Source organism: Agromyces atrinae, assembly GCF_013407835.1.
Classification (GTDB): Bacteria; Actinomycetota; Actinomycetes; order Actinomycetales; family Microbacteriaceae; genus Agromyces; species Agromyces atrinae.
In genome coordinates, this window is the sequence record NZ_JACCBI010000001.1 from 2,067,456 (window position 1) to 2,083,493 (window position 16,038).

Sequence of the window (16,038 nt, forward strand, 5' to 3'; positions counted from 1 at the left end):
GCGGGAAACTTGCACCGAGCGAGACGCTCAGGGCGTCATCCGTCAGAACGACAGGCGCTCGCCCCACGCCTCGCGGAGGCGCTTGCGTGCACGCGAGAGTGCCGCATCCGCGCCGGATCGGGAGATGCCGAGCACGTGGGCGAGGCCCTCCCCGTCGAGGCCCTCCCACGCGTGCAGGAGCAGGATCTGGCGGTCGCGCTCCCCCACGCTCTCGAGTGCACCGCGCAGCTCGGCGTCGAAGAGGGCGCTCAGTTCGGGATCGTCCGAGACGCGCACGGCGCCCTTCTCGGGCACCTCGTCGACGGGGAGGTCGACGGTCTTTCGGCGATGGTTGGCGAGCGTGAAGCCGGCCGTGCGATAGAGCCACGGGAGCACGGCCTCACGCGGCACGTCGGCACGTCGACGCCAGGCCGTCGCGAAGACCTCGGCGGCGAGGTCGTCGGCGTCCTGACGCGGGCCGCGACGGGCGAAGTAGCGCACGAGCGCGGTCGAGTGCTCACGGACCGCGGCGGTGAACCACGCGACCTCCTCCGCGGTGGCCGGCGCGGCAGTCGCGTTCTCGGGCTCGGTCGCGTCGGCGGGCTCGGGCATCGCCACCCCTTCGGTCACGTCGGTGTCTGCTGCGGTGCTCACGATCCTCACACCCTGTCTATGTCGCACCCGTCGCGAGTCTTGCACGGCTCGCACAGAAAGTTTCGAGGCACACAGAAACGGCCCGGCGGCGGTGCGCATGCACACCGGCACCGGGCCGTTCAGCTCACGAGACTCAGCTCGCGGCGTTCACCCGCGCACGGAGCGTGGCGCCGAGGCCGGCGTCGACGTTCGTCCAGTAGATGAAGAACCGCTCGCGGATCTCGTCGATCGTGATCGACTCGCCCTGGCCGACGAGGGTGTCGGTGAAGCGCGCCTTCTCGCCCTCGTCGTAGACGTCGCGGTAGAGCGTTCCGGCCTGACCGAAGTCGTCGTCCTCGGCGTGCAGCGTCGCCGCGACGCGCACGAGCTCGCCGTCGTTCTGCCACGATCCGGCTCCCGCCGCGGCCGGGTCGGCCGCGGGGCCGCCGAACGAGTTGGGCGCGTAGTTCGGGGCGGATGCCGGCGGGAACGAGTACCGGGCCGAACCGTCACGCGTGTAGTCGTTGCGAGGTGCGGCGTGCGGGGCGTTCACGGGCAGGTCGGCGTGGTTCGTGCCGACGCGGTAGCGGTGCGCGTCGGGGTACGAGAAGACGCGGGCCATGAGCATCTTGTCGGGGCTCAGGTCGATGCCGGGAACCGTGTTCGACGGCGAGAACGTCGCCTGTTCGATCTGCGCGAAGAAGTTCTCGGGGTTCTTGTCGAGGGTCAGCACACCGAGCGGGATACGCGGGTAGTCGGCCTTCGGCCACACCTTGGTGAGGTCGAACGGGTTGAAGCGGTAGTCCTTCGCCTCGGCGTACGGCATGATCTGCACCGAGACGTCCCAGGTCGGGAAGTCGCCGCGCTCGATCGCGTCGTGCAGGTCGCGGCGGTGCATGTCGGCGTCGGAGCCCGCGATGCGCTCGGCGTCCGCGGCATCCAGTCGCTCGACGCCCTGGCGGGACGCGAAGTGGTACTTGACCCAGAAACGCTCGCCCTCGGCGTTGATCCACTGGTAGGTGTGCGATCCGTAGCCCTGCATGTGGCGCCACGACTTCGGCAGGCCGCGGTCGCCCATGAGCCACGTCACCTGGTGGGCCGACTCGGGCGAGAGGGTCCAGAAGTCCCACTGCATGTCGGCGTCGCGGAGGCCGGAGCCCGGGAGGCGCTTCTGCGAGTGGATGAAGTCGGGGAACTTGATGCCGTCGCGGATGAAGAAGACGGGCGTGTTGTTGCCGACGAGGTCGTAGTTGCCCTCGGTCGTGTAGAACTTGAGCGCGAAGCCGCGCGGGTCGCGCCATGTGTCGGGCGAGCCCTGCTCACCGGCGACGCTCGAGAAGCGCAGCAGCGTCTCGGTCTCGGCACCGGGCTGGAAGACGGCCGCACGCGTGTACGCGGAGACGTCCGCGGTGGCGCGGAACGTTCCGAATGCGCCGCCGCCCTTGGCGTGCACGACGCGCTCGGGGATGCGCTCGCGGTTGAACTGCGCGAGCTTCTCGACGAGGTAGCGGTCGTGAAGCGCGGTGGCGCCGTCGGCGCCGACCGTGAGGGAGTGCTCGTCGCTCGCGACGGGCGCACCGGACTGCGTCGTCGTCGCAGGGGTCGTCGTGGGAGGGGTGTTCGTGTGAGGCGTGGTCATCGTGCTCCTTCGGCGTGGATCGGTCCGTGACGGGGGTCGCGGCCCGATGGGTCACACCGAGACGGTCTGGCAATCCGGGCAGATGCCCCAGAAAGTGACCTCGGCCGTCTGAATCGCGAACCCGCTCGTCGTCGACGGCGTGAGGCAGGGCGCCTCGCCGACGGCACAGTCGACATCGGCGACGGCCCCGCACCGGGAGCACACCACGTGGTGGTGGTTGTCGCCGATGCGGCGCTCGTAGAGAGCCGCCGACCCCGCGGGCTCGATGCGGCGGACGAGTCCGGCCGCCGTCAAGTCGCTGAGGATGTTGTGCATCGATTGCACCGACGTCGTCGGCACCGAGTGAGACACGATTCGGAACAGCCTCTCGGCGTCCGTGTGCGGCAGGGTGTCGAGCGCATCGAGCACGGCGATACGGCCCGCGGTGACCCGCAGTCCGGTGCCGCGCAGCTGCGCTTCGAGTTCTGCCTGCATGATCCCACCCTACGAGTTATTTTGAGTAATTCAAATGAATACTACTCGACTTCCGCGTGAATACAGGGTTTTTCCGCGTCATCCTGGGGTTTCTCCTGCCCCGAGAACGGGGGTGATGCACGCTCTCAGAAACTCGTCAGAAAAATAACGGATTGGTAACTAGCGCTCGTTATCTCTTCGTTATATATTCCTTATGTACCAACTGTTTGCTGTGGCGGTTGGTACGGAATGTGATTGCAGGACACTCTTGGTGCAAGGGCGAAGGCCGGTCGTCAGCCTCTACGACCGGCCTTCGACCGTTTAACGCACGGGCGCCCCTCGCACACACCTCGCCCCCGCTCAGAAGACGCGTCGATCTTCCGTATTCTGGTCGAACACGGGGGAAGAGGAGAACGACGGTGACTGATCGAGCACTGAGTGTCGCGGCATGGGAAGCGCTCTTCCGGGCGCAGGTCACGGTCATGCGAGCCCTCGGAAGCGAGTTCCCCTCCGACACGATGTCGCTCAACGAGTACGACGTGCTCTTCAACATCTCGCGTGAGCCCGGTCGCCGGCTCCGCCTCAAGGACCTCAACCGCCATGTACTGCTCACGCAGCCGAGCGTCAGCCGCATGGTCGACCGCCTCGTCTCGCGCGGTCTGCTCGAGAAGAGCGACGACCCCGCCGACGGGCGCGGCACGATCGTCAGCATGACGCCGCACGGCTTCGAGGTCTACCGCGCCGTCGCCGTCGCGCACATGGGCGGCATCAACCGTCAGATGGCGGCGCTCGACACCGACGAGCTCGAGACGCTCACGGCGCTGTGCGACAAGCTGCGGCTCGCCGTCGACCCGGAGTAGAGGCGCGCGGCGAACCCCGCCGTCCCGTGGAGGGACGGCGGAGCGAGAGCCCTACCTCCCGCTCCGCCGCGGTACTCCCGCAGGAGCCCTCTCTACCGAGCGACCCGAACATTGCCCGGTGAGTATGGAAACCGTGGCCGCTCCGGCGGGAGGAAGAACACGAGTAACCCCGCGGCCACTGAGGCGCCGCAGGGGTTCGCTGAAGGACTGGAGTTCGGGCTCCATGCCGTTCTGCCTTTCGGGTTGGCAACGGCGTCGACCGCCGAGGGGGGATTCGGCAGGATCGACGATTTCGGGTAAGCGTCGGGGCGGGTGATTCCCCGGCCTCGTCAGGCTACACGGGATACACCGCGCCGTGAAGTGCCCTGAAGGAGGGACTCAGCCTGCGGCGTTCGGCCAGCGCACGGAGGGAGCCGCCTCGGGGTGCTTCGTGAGGTACGACGCGATGAACGGGCAGATCGGCACGACGGTCTTGCCGCGCCGGGCGACGTCGGCGAGGGCCTCGGCCGCGAGCACGTGGGCGAGCCCCTGCCCGCCGAACTCATCGAACACCTCGGTGTGCGTGAAGACGACCTCGTCGTCGCTCTCGCGGATGCGGGCGATGCCGGCGAGGACCCCGTCGACATGGATCTCGTACTGCGCAGCGGACGGATTGAGGGTGACGGTCGATTCGCTCATGCGCCGACCCTACGCCGCGAGCGTGAGCGGGGGTGCCGCCGACGCGCGCACCCGCATGTGCACGCGGTTGGGCGGGCGGATGACGGTGTGAACGCCGACGCGACGCTCGGGAACGCACACGCTGTCGCCGCTCGCGATGCGTGCGGCGGGACGTCGCGCCCACTCGAGGCGCTCGGGTGCGATGAGTTCGGAGACGGGAACGATCACGGGCGACGCGACACCGGCCGTCGTGGCGACGAGAGCGATGAGCCACGCGAAGACGAGCGTGAAGGCGACGACCTCGAAGATCGTGAGACTCAGGATCCCCATGCCCTGGTAGAGCACGCCGGCGACGACCTCGGCCGCGAGGAACGCTCCCGACAGGGCGACCATGCTGCGCGGAAGGCCGGGAACGAGGAAGCGGATCATGACGGCCGCTGCGGCGAAGGCGAGAGCGGCCGAGCACGCCGAGAGGTTGTGCGCGATCGGGACGGCGTCGACCGGGAAGGCTCCCACACCCATGAGAGAGACGCCGATGAGGGCGATGAGGACGCGGAGCGTGGCGACTCCTCCGCGGCGCGCGCGGAACGTCGCCGTACGGAGGATGCGCGTGAACGATCCGCTGAGGAGGATGACGCCGACGCCCGCGCCGGTCACGGCGGCGTTGAACGGGATGGCCGACCATCCGCCCGCCGTGCCGAGCTGACTGAAGCCGTCGGCGTACCAGGCCGTGTCGCTCGTGAAGGCGATCGAGGCGAGCGAGCCGCAGGCGAGGAGCATCGCGACGAGGTTGAATGTGCGGTAGGCGTCGTGTTCGTGGGCGACGCGGTGCAGGTGCATCGTTCCCACGCCGAGCGCGACCCCGGCGACGAGGGCGAGCATGACGGCGGGCACGGGCACGTCGACGAACGCGCCGCGGGCTCCGAAGACGATGGCGGCCGCGAGCACGGCCCACAGCAATCCGTTGAAGAAGGCGAGCGACCGGGGGCTCACGATGAGCTGGGGCAGGCCGCGGTGCACGAGCCAGTCGAGGGAGGAGCGGCTGAACGAGATCGCCGTGCCGGTGACGGCCACGACGATCGAGCCGATGACGGCGACGAGAAGCGCGAACGGGCCGTCGATGACCGTCTGCGAGAGGCCGATGAGAGAGATGCCGAAGCCGAGTGCGACCGCCAATGTCACGGCGCGACGGAACACCGAGCCGTGCGTGAGGGCGGGATTGACGGGGTCACGTGTGACACCGATGCCGCCCGACAGAGGGAGAGACATCTTCGATCATTCGACGAGGAGGAGAAAAGGAGGCGCATACTTCTGGACTATCGTCTCATTTCCGACGCTCGTCGGGTACCGCCAATCCCAGGGTCATCGGCTTCGACAGGGGAAGATGGTCGGATGAGCATTCCCCTGAGCGGCCAGACCGTCGACCTCGAACACGGCGGGTACACCGCTTCCCTCGCGAGCATCGGCGCGAGCCTCCGCTCCCTGCGCTTCGAGGGTCGCGATCTCGTCGTACCCTTCGACGCCGACGAGGTGCGCCCCGCGTTCCGTGGAGCGACGCTCGTGCCGTGGCCGAACCGCATCGCCGACGGCCGCTACACGTTCGACGGCGAGGAGTTCCAGGTCGACCTGTCGGAGCCCGGCCGCGGCAATGCGCTGCACGGCTTCGGCGCCTGGCTCGACTTCGCGGTGTCGCAGCAGACCGCGTCATCCGTTCGGTTGTCGGCGACGATCGAGGCCCGGAGCGGGTTCCCGTTCCGCCTGCTCATCGACGTCGACTTCTGGCTCGACGACTCGGGTCTCCACCAGCGCGTGACCGCGACGAACACGGGGTCGCGCCCCGCTCCGTACGGCACGGGGCCGCACCCCTACCTGGTCGCCGGCCCCGGACGGGTGAGCGACTGGAGCCTCGAGCTGCCCGCCGCCGAGGTGCTCGAGGTGACGGATGACCGCCTGCTGCCCACCGGCCTCGCCGACGTCGCCGTCTCGGGCGACGGCGTCTTCGACTTCCGCGCCCCGCGCGTGATCGAGTCGACCTTCATCGACCACGCCTTCACGGGGCTCTCGCGGGACGCCGACGGCGTCGCCACGGTGCGCGTCGTGACGGATGCCGGTACGGGTGTGTCGATGACGTGGGGCAGTGAACTGCCCTGGGTGCAGATCCACACGGCCGACCAGCCCGATCCCGAGTTCGATCGTCTCGGACTCGCCGTCGAGCCGATGACGTGCCCGCCCGACGCCTTCAATTCGGGCACCGACCTGATCGTCATCGAGCCGGGCGCACAGTCGTCGGCAGAGTGGACGATCAGCGCGATCTGATCAGGCGCGAGCGCCGACGCGCGCGCGGAAGCCGTCGACGATGAGGTCGACGCCGAAACTGAAGACACGGCCTCCGTCGGGGTCTCGGTCGAGCGCGCGATCGGGTGCCGCCGCACCGAGAGCGTCGGCGTGCGACTGCTGCTGCTCGCGGAAGACGTGACCCACGATGAACTCGAGCAGCACCGATGCAGCGAGCTCGCGTTCGTCGACGGTCGCGTCGCTCGTCGCGGTCGCCTCGAGCAGTCGGACCCAGGCCGCCGACGCTCCGAGGCCGAGCGCGATCGTGCTCGAGACGACCTCGGCCCCGTCGCGGTAGGCGAGGAGGGCATCACGGAGAGCCCCGGACTCGGCGCGCACCCGTTCCGGCCAGTCGAGGTCGTGCTCGACGGGTCGCGCCCGCTCGAGGATGCGGTCGGCGACGAGCGCGAGCAGCGACTGCTTGTTCGGCACGTGCCAGTAGAGCGCGCTCGCCTGCACGTCGAGCGCGGCCGCGAGGCGACGCATCGTGAGGTCGGCAAGTCCGTGCTCGTCGAGGAGGTCGAGCGCCGTCGCGACGACGTCATCGCGACTGTGTCGTGTCGTCATGAGCCCATCGTATCGGTATCATGAACGCTGTTCAGGTGAACGCCGTTCAGGTTACGGTGATCGCCACCGATCCGAAAGGACCTCTTCGTGACCACGACAGCCCCCGCACGCACGATCGACGGCCGCGTCATCGCCCGCGTCGCCGTCTTCACCGCACTCATCGCCGTGCTAGGCCTTCCCGGCGCCATCCCCGTCTTCGGCGGAGCCGTGCCGATCACCGCGCAGACCCTCGGCGTCATGCTCGCGGGCGCGGTGCTCGGGCCGTGGGCGGGCGCGGCGTCCGTCGTTTTGCTCCAGGTGCTCGTCGCAGCCGGGCTCCCTCTGCTCTCGGGCGGACGAGGGGGACTCGGCGTCTTCTTCGGACCGACCGTCGGCTATCTCATCGGCTGGATCCTCGGCGCCATCGTCATCGGCCTCATCGTGCGCTCGAGCGCGGATCGCCCGCGATGGGGCACGACCCTGCTCGGATGCTTCGTCGGCGGCATCCTCGTCATCTACGCCGTCGGCATCCCCTTCCAGTCCCTTGTGACCGGCGCTCCCCTCGAGGCCGCCGCGCTCGGCAGCGTGGCCTTCCTGCCGGGCGACGTCATCAAGGTCGTCGTCGCTGCGGCCGTCACCCAAGGACTCTGGCGCGCCTACCCCCGAGCATTCGGTCCGTGGCGCGCGAGCCGTCGCCGGTGACCGGTGTGCGGCCGCGCACCATCGAGCTCGACCACGTCAGCATCGACTACGAGGGCAGGACGGCGCTCGAGACGACGACGCTCAGCCTCGACGAGCATCGCGTCGCCGTCATCGGGTCGAACGGGTCGGGCAAGTCGAGCTTCGCGCGGCTGCTCAACGGGCTCACGCGACCGGCACGGGGCGAGGTGCGCGTGCACGGACTCGACCCCGTGCGCCAGAGCCGCCTCGTCCGGGAGCGCGTCGGGTTCGTCTTCGCGAACGCAGACGCCCAGATCGTCATGCCGACGGTGCGCGAGGACGTCGCCCTGTCACTCCGCCGACTGCGCCTCACGGCGTCGGAGACGGCGAAGCGCGTGGATGACGCGCTCGAGCGCACCGGTCTCGCGGGTCTCGCCGACGCCTCGACGCGCTCCCTCTCGGGCGGCCAGAAGCAACTGCTGGCCTTCGCGACGGTGACCGTCTCCGAGCCCGCACTCATCGTCGCCGACGAGCCCACCGCCTCGCTCGACGCGGTGAATGCGCGTCGCATCCGCGAGCTCATCCGCGCCCTCCCCCAGCAGGTCGTCGTCGTCACCCACGACCTCCGGCTCGCCGCCGAGTGCGACATCGCCCTCCGGTTCGAGAGCGGCCGCCTCGTCGCGCGCGGCCCGGCGGCCGACGTCGTCGCGCGCTACGACGAGGAGCACCGATGATCGCCCTCTACCGACCGGGGTCGAGCGTCCTGCACCGGATGCCGGCCGCGACGAAACTCGTCGGCTTCGCCATCGTCGCGCTCGTCGTCACTCTCGGCGCGCGCGAGCCCGGCACGCTCGCCGCAGCGGGTATCAGCGTCTGCATCGCGTTCGCGGCGGCCGGGCGCGGGCTGCGTCACCTCGGGCGGGTGCTCGTCGGCTATCGCTGGGTGATCGTGCTGACGCTCGCCCCGCAGCTGTTCTTCCTTCCGCCCGTCGACGCACTCACCAACACCGGTCGCGTGCTCGCCGTCATCCTTCTCGCCGGGGTCGTCACCGAGACGACCGCGACGATCGACCTGCTCGACGCGATCGTGCGCGCAGCGAGGCCTCTCCGACGTCTCATCGACCCCGACGTCCTCGCGCTCATGCTCACGATCGCCCTCGGCACGGTGCCCCTCATCGCCGACTTCGCGCGGAGGGTCGGCGACGCTCACCGCGCACGCGGCATCCGTCCGGCGGCGCGCACGACGGCCGTGCCCCTGCTCGTGCTGTCGGCCCAGCACGCCGACGATCTCGCCGATGCGCTCGCGGCGCGCGGAATCGCCTGAGGCCGCGATTCCTCGGCCCGATCGAGAGGATGATGGGCAACCGACGAAGCGAGGGGGGAGCCTCGCCGGTCGCCCAGCGCGGACCGCTCCGGGTGATCACCGGAGCGAAGATCCAAGCCGACCATAGCCCAGGTTTTTGCCCGGGGAAAGGAATTGCCCCCGAAGTGGGAGGTACCACTCAGCGGCCGAGAATCACCCGTCGACGCAGCAGCACGGCACCGGCGAGGAACGCGAAGAGACCGACGAGCGCGGGAGTCGTCGGGTCGATGCCCGTCGACGGCAACTGTGCGGGAGCCGCGGGGTTCGGCTCGGGCGGAACCGGGAGCTCGGCGACGCGCGAGAGGTACCCGTACGCGTCGATGAGACCCGCACCGGTCGTGTTCTCAGCGGAGTGCCCGACGTAGGTCGCACCGCGCGGGATCGCCGAGCCGAAGAGCGCAGCCTTGACCTCGTCGGGCGTCAGGCCGGGGTGCGCCTGGAGTCCGAGCGCGACGACGCCCGCCGCGGTGGGCGATGCGGCCGACGTACCGAAGAACTGGTACACGCCGCCGGAGCTTCCAGGGGGCGCGGACAGCACCGAGTTGCGCTCGCCGTCGAGCGAGAGGATGTCGGGCTTCGAGTAGGTCTCGAGCTCGGCGAACGGCAGCACCGTCTCGCTGCCGATCGGCGGCAGACCCGTGTAGACCGGGCCGAGCGAGCTGAAGTACTCGAGGCCGGTCGGTTCGGTGAAGGGCGCTGCGGCGACCGTGATCGCCTTGCGCGCGCCGTTGTGGCCGTTGACCGTCGGGCCGACGACGTCGTCGCCCTGGGTCGTGTCGTACTCGAGCGAGTGGAAGACGGCGGGCAGGCCGTTCTCGACCGACGAGATGCGCACGGCGGGCCGGGCGTCGGTGCGGTCCTTCGCTCGCACGATGAAGAAGTCGTAGGCCGTGGGCTCCGTCGAGGCCCCCGAGATGACGACCCCGAGGCCGGGGAAGCCGAGCTGCAGCTCGCTCACCTCGACGGGAGTGCCCGCCGGGTCGGTGACGACGAGCGAGAAGTCGCCGAACTCCGTGCCGTACGGCAGGGCCCACTGCGCGAGGACCTCGACCTGCAGGTCGTCGCCGTCCGGCACGCCGATGACCGTGAAGGCATTCGAGTACGCCTCGGCCTCGCTCGGGTCGAAGTCCATGCAGTCGACGGCGCCCTCGAGTCCGCTCGCGGCGGCGATGCCGTCGGGGCAGTCGATGGGCCGGTACTCCGCCGACATCCACGAGCCGATGGGGCGCACCTCGCCGTCGACCTCGGCGACCTGGTTGAAGTTGCCCGCGGCGGTGAGATAGACGAGACCGGCGTCGACGAGACGGTCGATCTTCTGCGTGAGGAGCGACTCCTGGAAGTACGGCTCGGTCGGGAAGAGCACGTCGTCGACGATGATGTCGGCACCATCGGCAATGAGCTGATCGATCGCCGCGCGCATGGCGGTCTCGTCGGTGATGCCCGTGGCGAAGGCGAGCTTCGCTCCGGGAGCCATCGCGTGCACGAGCTGCGCCATGCCGCGACCCTCGTCGTCCTGACCGGCCACGGTCGTCGGGAGGTCGTGCACGATGACGGGCTCGAGGTAGCCGCACGGGTTGCCCGGCCCGGGCAGCAGGCCGTTCCGCACATCTGCATCCCACGCGGCCTTGCCCGCCTCGGGGCCGCCCTTGAGGGCGAACGAGTTCGAGATGATGCCGACGGTGACGCCTCCGCCGTCGACGCCGAAGTCGGAGCGGGCCTTCACGACGTTGAGCGGGATCGCCGCGTCGGCGGGGATCGATCGGCACGTGCCCGTCGGGATCGGCAGAATGTCGTCGGCGGCCGCCGCGGCGAACGAGCCCGAACCGGCCTGCGGTGCGTGCGAGACCGACGTCACACCCGCCAGTCGGGAGAGGGCGTCGAGCTCCGACGGCGCGACGAAGGCGGTGAGGGTCGCGTGCTCAGGGTCGACGGCGACGACGAGACCGAGGGCGGCGACCGCCTCGGAGACGGCGACGACATCGGCGCCGTCGGTCGTGATCGAGACGGCGAGTCGGCCCGCGTCGTCGACCTGGAGGCTCAGGATGCCGTCGGCGGGCAGTCCCTCGGAGGCGGCGAACTCATCGGTCGACGGGTCTTCGAGGGTGCCGGCGAGACGCTCGACCACTCCCGACAGGCTCGCGCGGTCATCCGGTTCGAGCTCGGCGGCGGCCGGTGAGACCGGCCCCGCGAGGAAGAGGACGGCGCCGAGGGCGACGGCCCCGACGAACGATGAACGAACGGCGCGCCGAGGCGCGATTCCCCACGATGACGACTCCACGTACGACTTCTCCCCGACGTTGGAAACAGGGAGCGGTCGTCCCTCGAGAGCCGAGAGTAGCGGAGAGCAGCCTCCGGCGGAAGATGCGGAATACCGGGGCAATCCGACTGATCGTCGGTGACGAATCACTCTTGTGCCCACAGCAGGCCGAGGGAGAACCGACATGAAGACGAAGAGCGCGGAGATGGTCGCGGCGCGGAAGCCGCGCAAACGGTTCTGGGCCTTCGGCGCCCTGACCGGCATCGTCGGAGCGGGGGCGTTCCTCGCCGCCGTCGAACTCGTCGCTCTCTTCGTCGCCCCGCGCGACGGGAGCCCCGTCATCGCCGCGGGATCGTTCGTCATCGACATCGTGCCGCGGTGGGCGAAGGAACTCGCGATCGAGCTGTTCGGCGAGGCCGACAAGATCGTGCTGCTCGGCTCGGTCGGCCTCGCGGTCGTCGTGGCCGCCGCCGTGATCGGCGTCATCGAACTCGTGCGCCCGCCGATCGGCGCCATCCTCTTCGGCGTCGCGGGAGCCCTCGCGGTCGTCGCCGTCGTCACTCGCGCCGGAGCGTCGCCCCTCGCGTCGGTTCCGAGCATCGTCGGAACGATCGTCGGCATCATCGCGCTGCGTCTGCTCATCGGTCGCCTGCGCCGGTGGCGCGACGGCGTGTGGGCGAACATCGAGCGACCGGCATCCGTCTCGGTCACGGCACCGGGCGCGCCCGCCGCACCGTCCGCACAGCCGACCGAGGGTGCGCCCCTCAAGAACGTCGACCGCCGCGGATTCCTCATCATGTCGGGCGTCGTCGCCGCCGGAGCCGCCATCATCGGCGCGGGCTCACGCGCGATCACCGCGGCGACGTCGTCGATCGCGAGCATCCGTGACGCACTCACGATCCCCGCTCCGCGTTCGACGGTCACCGTGCCGGAGGGCGCCGAACTCGACATCCCCGGCCTCACGCCGCTGTACACGAAGAACTCCGATTTCTACCGCGTCGACACCGCACTCACGGTGCCGTCGATCGACCCCGCGACGTGGCGGCTCGTGATCGACGGGATGGTCGACACGAAGGTCGAGCTGAGTTTCCAGGACCTGCTCGACATGGGTCTCGACGAGTACTCGATCACCCTCACGTGCGTCTCGAACGAGGTCGGCGGCGGACTCGTCGGCACGGCGAAGTGGCTCGGCGTCCCGCTGCGCGACGTGCTCGCGCTCGCCGGCCCGAAGAACGGCGCCGACATGGCGCTCTCCCGCAGCATCGACGGCTACACCGCGAGCACTCCCCTGTCGGTCGTGACCGATGACGGCGTCGACGCCATCCTCGCCGTCGCGATGAACGGCCAGCCCCTCCCCCTCGAGCACGGATTCCCCGTGCGCATGGTCGTGCCCGGCCTCTACGGCTACGTCTCGGCGACCAAGTGGCTCACGCAGATCACCGTCACGACGTTCCAGAAGGACGAAGCGTACTGGACGCCCCGCGGATACTCCGCGGAGGCTCCGATCAAGATGTCGTCGCGCATCGACACCCCCCGCGTCGACAAGCAGATCGCCGCGGGTCCGACGAAGATCGCGGGCGTCGCGTGGGCACAGACGATCGGCATCGAGAAGGTCGAAGTGAACATCGACGAGGGCGGATGGCAGCCTGCGACGCTCTCGATGCCCGTGAACGAAGACACGTGGGTGCAGTGGTTCGTCGACTGGGAGGCCACCGCGGGAACCCACTACGTCGCCGTGCGCGCGACCGACAAGCAGGGCAACCTGCAGATCGAGGAACGCGCCCCGATCGCCCCCGACGGTTCGAGCGGCTGGCAGCGCACACTCCTGCGTGTCGGGTGACCTCTCTCGGCCCGTCGACCCCGTAACGTAAGGGGATCGTCGAGCGGAGGGGCTACGCGCGGATGAGAGCACGCACCGTGCTGTGGAGCGGGTTCGTGCTCGCGCACGCGATCCTCGCGGTCGTCGGCATCTACGGACCGGGTTGGCAGCTCGGCGACGTCGAGGGCGTGTACGTATTGTGGGCCGAAGAGGCCGCCGCCGGCACGCTGCGCATGGGCATCGACGTCGCGTGGGTCTACCCGATCGGCGCGGCCGTACCGATCGGCATCGCCGGCCTGCTCGGGACCGATCTCTACGTGTACGTCTGGCTCGGCATCGCCGTACTGCTGAACGCCGGCGCCTTCGCCGTGCTGCTCGGGCGCCGTGCGCTCTCGCGACCGCGCACCATCGCGGCATCTTTCTGGCTCGTCTTCCTGCTCGCGCTCGGCCCCGTGTCGCTCGGTCGGATCGACGCGATCACGGTGCCGCTCGCGATCGCGGGTCTGCTGTGGGCGGCACGCCGACCGCACCTCGCGGGAGTGCTCCTCACGATCGCCGCGTGGGTCAAGGTCTGGCCCGCCGCCCTCGTCGCGACCCTCGTCATCGGCGGCCGCGGGCGAGTGCGTATCGTCGTCGCCGCCGCGATCACGAGCGCCGCGTTCATCGTCGTGAGCCTCTTCGCGGGCTCGGGCTGGAACGTCTTCGGCTTCATCACGCAGCAGACCGGGCGGGGCATCCAGGTCGAGTCGATCTTCGCGGTGCCGACGCTCTGGCGGATCGCCGCGGGCGACACGGGTTCGAGCGCGTACTACGACCACGACATCCTGACCTTCCAGGTCACGGGGCCGGGCGTCGGAACCGCGATCGCCGTCGCCACCCCGCTCCTCGCGCTCGTCGTCGCGGTGATCGCCGCCCTCGGTGTGCGGGCCGCGCTCCGCGGCGCGACGTTCGTACGACTCGTGCCGCCGCTCGCGCTCGCGCTCGTCGTCGCGCTCATCCTCGTCAACAAGGTCGGGTCGCCCCAGTTCGTCTCGTGGATCGCCGTTCCCGTCATCCTCGGCATCTGCCTCGACCGGCGTCGGTTCGAGCTCCCGGCGATCCTCGCCCTCGTGATCGCCGTGCTGACGCAGGTGATCTACCCGTACACGTATGCGTGGCTGCTCGCCGCCGATCCGCTCGTCGTCGGCATCCTCACGCTGCGAGCCCTGCTCGAGGCGGTGCTCCTCGGCTGGGCGGTCGTCGCGGTGTGGCGGGCGGGGTCGCGAGTGCCGAGCAGGCTGAGCGTCGACGCCTAGGGGACGTCGGGCTCAGATGAAGAGCGTCACGACGAACAGCACGATGCAGAGCGCCGTGACGCCGAGGGCGACGAGGGCCGGCGTGAGGATGGCACGCGGACGGCCCGCTACCCGACGCGCGACGACGAGCGACACGATCGCGAGCGCCACCCAGATCCACACGAGCACGACGAAGGCGACGAGCGTGTTGAGCATGAGGAAGCGGTCGCTGCCCTCGAGGGTCAGCAGTTGCGTGATCCAGAACGTCGCGAACGCGACCGCCAGGGCCGCGGCGATCACCCCTGTCGCGACGACTGTGACTACGCGGCGGGAATCCGTGCGATTCGCTTCCGTCATCAGTCCACCCTACGCACGCCGTTTCTGACCGGGACCCGCAACCAGACGCCGGACGCCGCGGCATGGGGCCCGTGGGTGAAGCTCGAGGCGTGCTGAGCCGCGCGGGGCGCCGCTAGCATCGGGGCATGTCCGCCCCTTCGCGTCCGCGGCGCCTCGTGCGCGTCATCCTCGCCGGTCTCGCCGGGTTCACCCTCGTCGGCGCCCTCGTCGGCATGGCCGGGCTCACGGTCGGCGGCGGCATGGGCCTGCCGCCCGAGTGGATCGAGGGCAGCGTCTTCTCGTCGTACGTCGTGCCGGGCGTCATCCTCGGCGTCGTCGTCGGCGGTTCGCAGGCGCTCGCGCTCGTCGCGCAGTTCCGGCGGCTGCGCCTCGCGTGGGGACTGCACGCGGCGGCCGGTCTCGTGCTCATGGTGTGGATCTTCGTCGAGATCGCGATCATGCTCGAGTGGGCGCCGCTGCACGGCATCTTCTTCGCCGCGGGCTTCGCGCAGACTGTCGTCGCGGTGCTCGCGCTCGGTGCGTGGCCGTCGCCGTTCTTCGTGCGTGAACGTGCGTGAGGGCAAACAAAAACGGCCCGCTGTCGCGAGCCGTTTTCTTACTGTCTCAACCAGTAATCAGTGCGTGAGCACTGTGCGCCCGGAGGGATTCGAACCCCCAACCTTCTGATCCGTAGTCAGATGCTCTATCCGTTGAGCTACGGGCGCAATTCACTGCCTGCGAGTGAACGCGGGCAACCCGGATACTCTAACCCAGACTCGGGCCTCTTGCCAATTCGAGCGATGCTCAGCGCGCGTGGTCGGGTCGCAGCTCGTCGAGGGCACGGATCTGGCGCTTGAGCGCGACCTGTCGATACGAGGTCTCGATGAGTTCGGCGAGCTCGTCCCAGTCGACGCCGTCGAGCCCGATACCGAGCCAGTGGTTCTTGTCGTAGTAGGGCGGTGCGTAGAAACGCGGGTCCTGCGCGAGCGCCTGGTGCTCGTCGGGGTCGGTCGTGAAGACGACCGAGAACGGGTCGTCCATCGACGACGAGACGTGCACGAAGATCTTGCCCTTCGCGCCCGTGCGGAACGTGGGCCTCCCCCACGCCCCGACCTCGGTGCACTCCGGCAGTGCGGAGCAGATCGCGCGCACGCGCTCGATGAGCGGATGACGGGGATCGACGACCGGGGGATGCTCCACGGCTCGACCCTATCGAGCACGGACGACA

Annotated in this window: 17 protein-coding genes and 1 tRNA gene; 8 read left to right on the top strand and 10 right to left on the bottom strand. The window is 69.6% G+C overall.

Annotated features, from left to right (window positions below):
* Positions 1-42 precede the first annotated feature (42 nt).
* The 3 genes from BJ972_RS09700 to BJ972_RS09710 form a co-directional block, all read right to left on the bottom strand.
* A complete protein-coding gene (locus tag BJ972_RS09700) occupies positions 43-633 on the bottom strand; it encodes an RNA polymerase sigma factor (protein WP_241830752.1) in 591 nt (196 codons plus the stop codon).
* A gap of 133 nt (positions 634-766) precedes the next feature.
* On the bottom strand, positions 767-2,251 hold the full coding sequence (locus tag BJ972_RS09705; RefSeq protein ID WP_129173448.1) for a catalase: 1,485 nt from the start codon (positions 2,249-2,251) through the stop codon (positions 767-769).
* A gap of 51 nt (positions 2,252-2,302) precedes the next feature.
* Entirely contained in the window at positions 2,303-2,725 is a 423-nt protein-coding gene (locus BJ972_RS09710) for a Fur family transcriptional regulator (RefSeq protein ID WP_129173446.1), read from the bottom strand.
* A 398-nt stretch (positions 2,726-3,123) separates the two neighbouring features.
* Between BJ972_RS09710 and BJ972_RS09715 the strand changes: the two genes are divergently transcribed.
* A complete protein-coding gene (locus BJ972_RS09715; RefSeq protein ID WP_241830751.1) occupies positions 3,124-3,564 on the top strand; it encodes a MarR family winged helix-turn-helix transcriptional regulator in 441 nt (146 codons plus the stop codon).
* Positions 3,565-3,942: 378 nt separating this feature from the next.
* Here BJ972_RS09715 and BJ972_RS09720 read toward each other — a convergent pair whose 3' ends face one another.
* Both BJ972_RS09720 and BJ972_RS09725 read right to left on the bottom strand, forming a co-directional pair.
* Positions 3,943-4,242 carry a GNAT family N-acetyltransferase gene (locus BJ972_RS09720; protein WP_129173445.1) on the bottom strand — a complete coding sequence of 100 codons (300 nt, stop codon included), beginning with the start codon at positions 4,240-4,242 and terminating at the stop codon, positions 3,943-3,945.
* A 9-nt stretch (positions 4,243-4,251) separates the two neighbouring features.
* Positions 4,252-5,490: a hypothetical protein gene (locus BJ972_RS09725; protein ID WP_129173443.1), complete on the bottom strand. Its 1,239-nt coding sequence runs from the start codon at positions 5,488-5,490 to the stop codon at positions 4,252-4,254.
* A 123-nt stretch (positions 5,491-5,613) separates the two neighbouring features.
* Between BJ972_RS09725 and BJ972_RS09730 the strand changes: the two genes are divergently transcribed.
* Positions 5,614-6,537 (top strand): aldose 1-epimerase family protein, encoded by a 924-nt coding sequence (locus tag BJ972_RS09730; protein WP_129173441.1) that lies wholly within the window; start codon positions 5,614-5,616, stop codon positions 6,535-6,537.
* Here the strand turns inward: BJ972_RS09730 and BJ972_RS09735 are convergent, their stop codons facing one another.
* Positions 6,538-7,122, bottom strand: coding sequence for a TetR family transcriptional regulator (locus tag BJ972_RS09735; RefSeq protein ID WP_129173439.1), 585 nt, complete (start codon positions 7,120-7,122; stop codon positions 6,538-6,540).
* A gap of 87 nt (positions 7,123-7,209) precedes the next feature.
* On the opposite strand from BJ972_RS09735, the gene BJ972_RS17265 reads away from it, so the two are divergent.
* The 3 genes from BJ972_RS17265 to BJ972_RS09745 are packed head-to-tail and all read left to right on the top strand — an operon-like array spanning position 7,210 to position 9,085.
* Positions 7,210-7,803, top strand: a complete 594-nt coding sequence (locus tag BJ972_RS17265) for a biotin transporter BioY (RefSeq protein ID WP_129173437.1) — start codon at positions 7,210-7,212, stop codon at positions 7,801-7,803.
* The gene (locus BJ972_RS09740) at positions 7,779-8,495 is read left to right on the top strand and encodes an energy-coupling factor ABC transporter ATP-binding protein (RefSeq protein ID WP_241830750.1); all 717 of its coding nucleotides are present in this window, start codon (positions 7,779-7,781) and stop codon (positions 8,493-8,495) included. The genes BJ972_RS17265 and BJ972_RS09740 overlap by 25 nt, the downstream gene beginning before the upstream one ends.
* Complete coding sequence (locus tag BJ972_RS09745; protein WP_129173433.1) at positions 8,492-9,085, top strand: energy-coupling factor transporter transmembrane component T family protein; 594 nt, start codon at positions 8,492-8,494, stop codon at positions 9,083-9,085. Before BJ972_RS09740 ends, BJ972_RS09745 begins: the two co-directional genes overlap by 4 nt.
* 178 nt (positions 9,086-9,263) lie before the next feature.
* Here the strand turns inward: BJ972_RS09745 and BJ972_RS17575 are convergent, their stop codons facing one another.
* A complete protein-coding gene (locus BJ972_RS17575) occupies positions 9,264-11,402 on the bottom strand; it encodes a S8 family serine peptidase (RefSeq protein ID WP_129173431.1) in 2,139 nt (712 codons plus the stop codon).
* Between the two features lie 163 nt (positions 11,403-11,565).
* Here BJ972_RS17575 and BJ972_RS09755 point away from each other — a divergent pair, with 163 nt between their 5' ends.
* Positions 11,566-13,221, top strand: coding sequence for a molybdopterin-dependent oxidoreductase (locus BJ972_RS09755; RefSeq protein ID WP_129173429.1), 1,656 nt, complete (start codon positions 11,566-11,568; stop codon positions 13,219-13,221).
* A gap of 62 nt (positions 13,222-13,283) precedes the next feature.
* Entirely contained in the window at positions 13,284-14,495 is a 1,212-nt protein-coding gene (locus BJ972_RS09760) for a glycosyltransferase 87 family protein (RefSeq protein WP_129173427.1), read from the top strand.
* A 12-nt stretch (positions 14,496-14,507) separates the two neighbouring features.
* Here the strand turns inward: BJ972_RS09760 and BJ972_RS09765 are convergent, their stop codons facing one another.
* Entirely contained in the window at positions 14,508-14,831 is a 324-nt protein-coding gene (locus BJ972_RS09765) for a hypothetical protein (RefSeq protein ID WP_129173425.1), read from the bottom strand.
* A gap of 125 nt (positions 14,832-14,956) precedes the next feature.
* Here BJ972_RS09765 and BJ972_RS09770 point away from each other — a divergent pair, with 125 nt between their 5' ends.
* Complete coding sequence (locus BJ972_RS09770) at positions 14,957-15,388, top strand: hypothetical protein (protein ID WP_206736491.1); 432 nt, start codon at positions 14,957-14,959, stop codon at positions 15,386-15,388.
* A gap of 74 nt (positions 15,389-15,462) precedes the next feature.
* On the opposite strand, the gene BJ972_RS09775 is transcribed toward BJ972_RS09770, so the two are convergent.
* Positions 15,463-15,535, bottom strand: a tRNA-Arg gene (locus tag BJ972_RS09775).
* Positions 15,536-15,614: 79 nt separating this feature from the next.
* Positions 15,615-16,010: an MmcQ/YjbR family DNA-binding protein gene (locus BJ972_RS09780; protein ID WP_129173423.1), complete on the bottom strand. Its 396-nt coding sequence runs from the start codon at positions 16,008-16,010 to the stop codon at positions 15,615-15,617.
* Positions 16,011-16,038 lie beyond the last annotated feature (28 nt).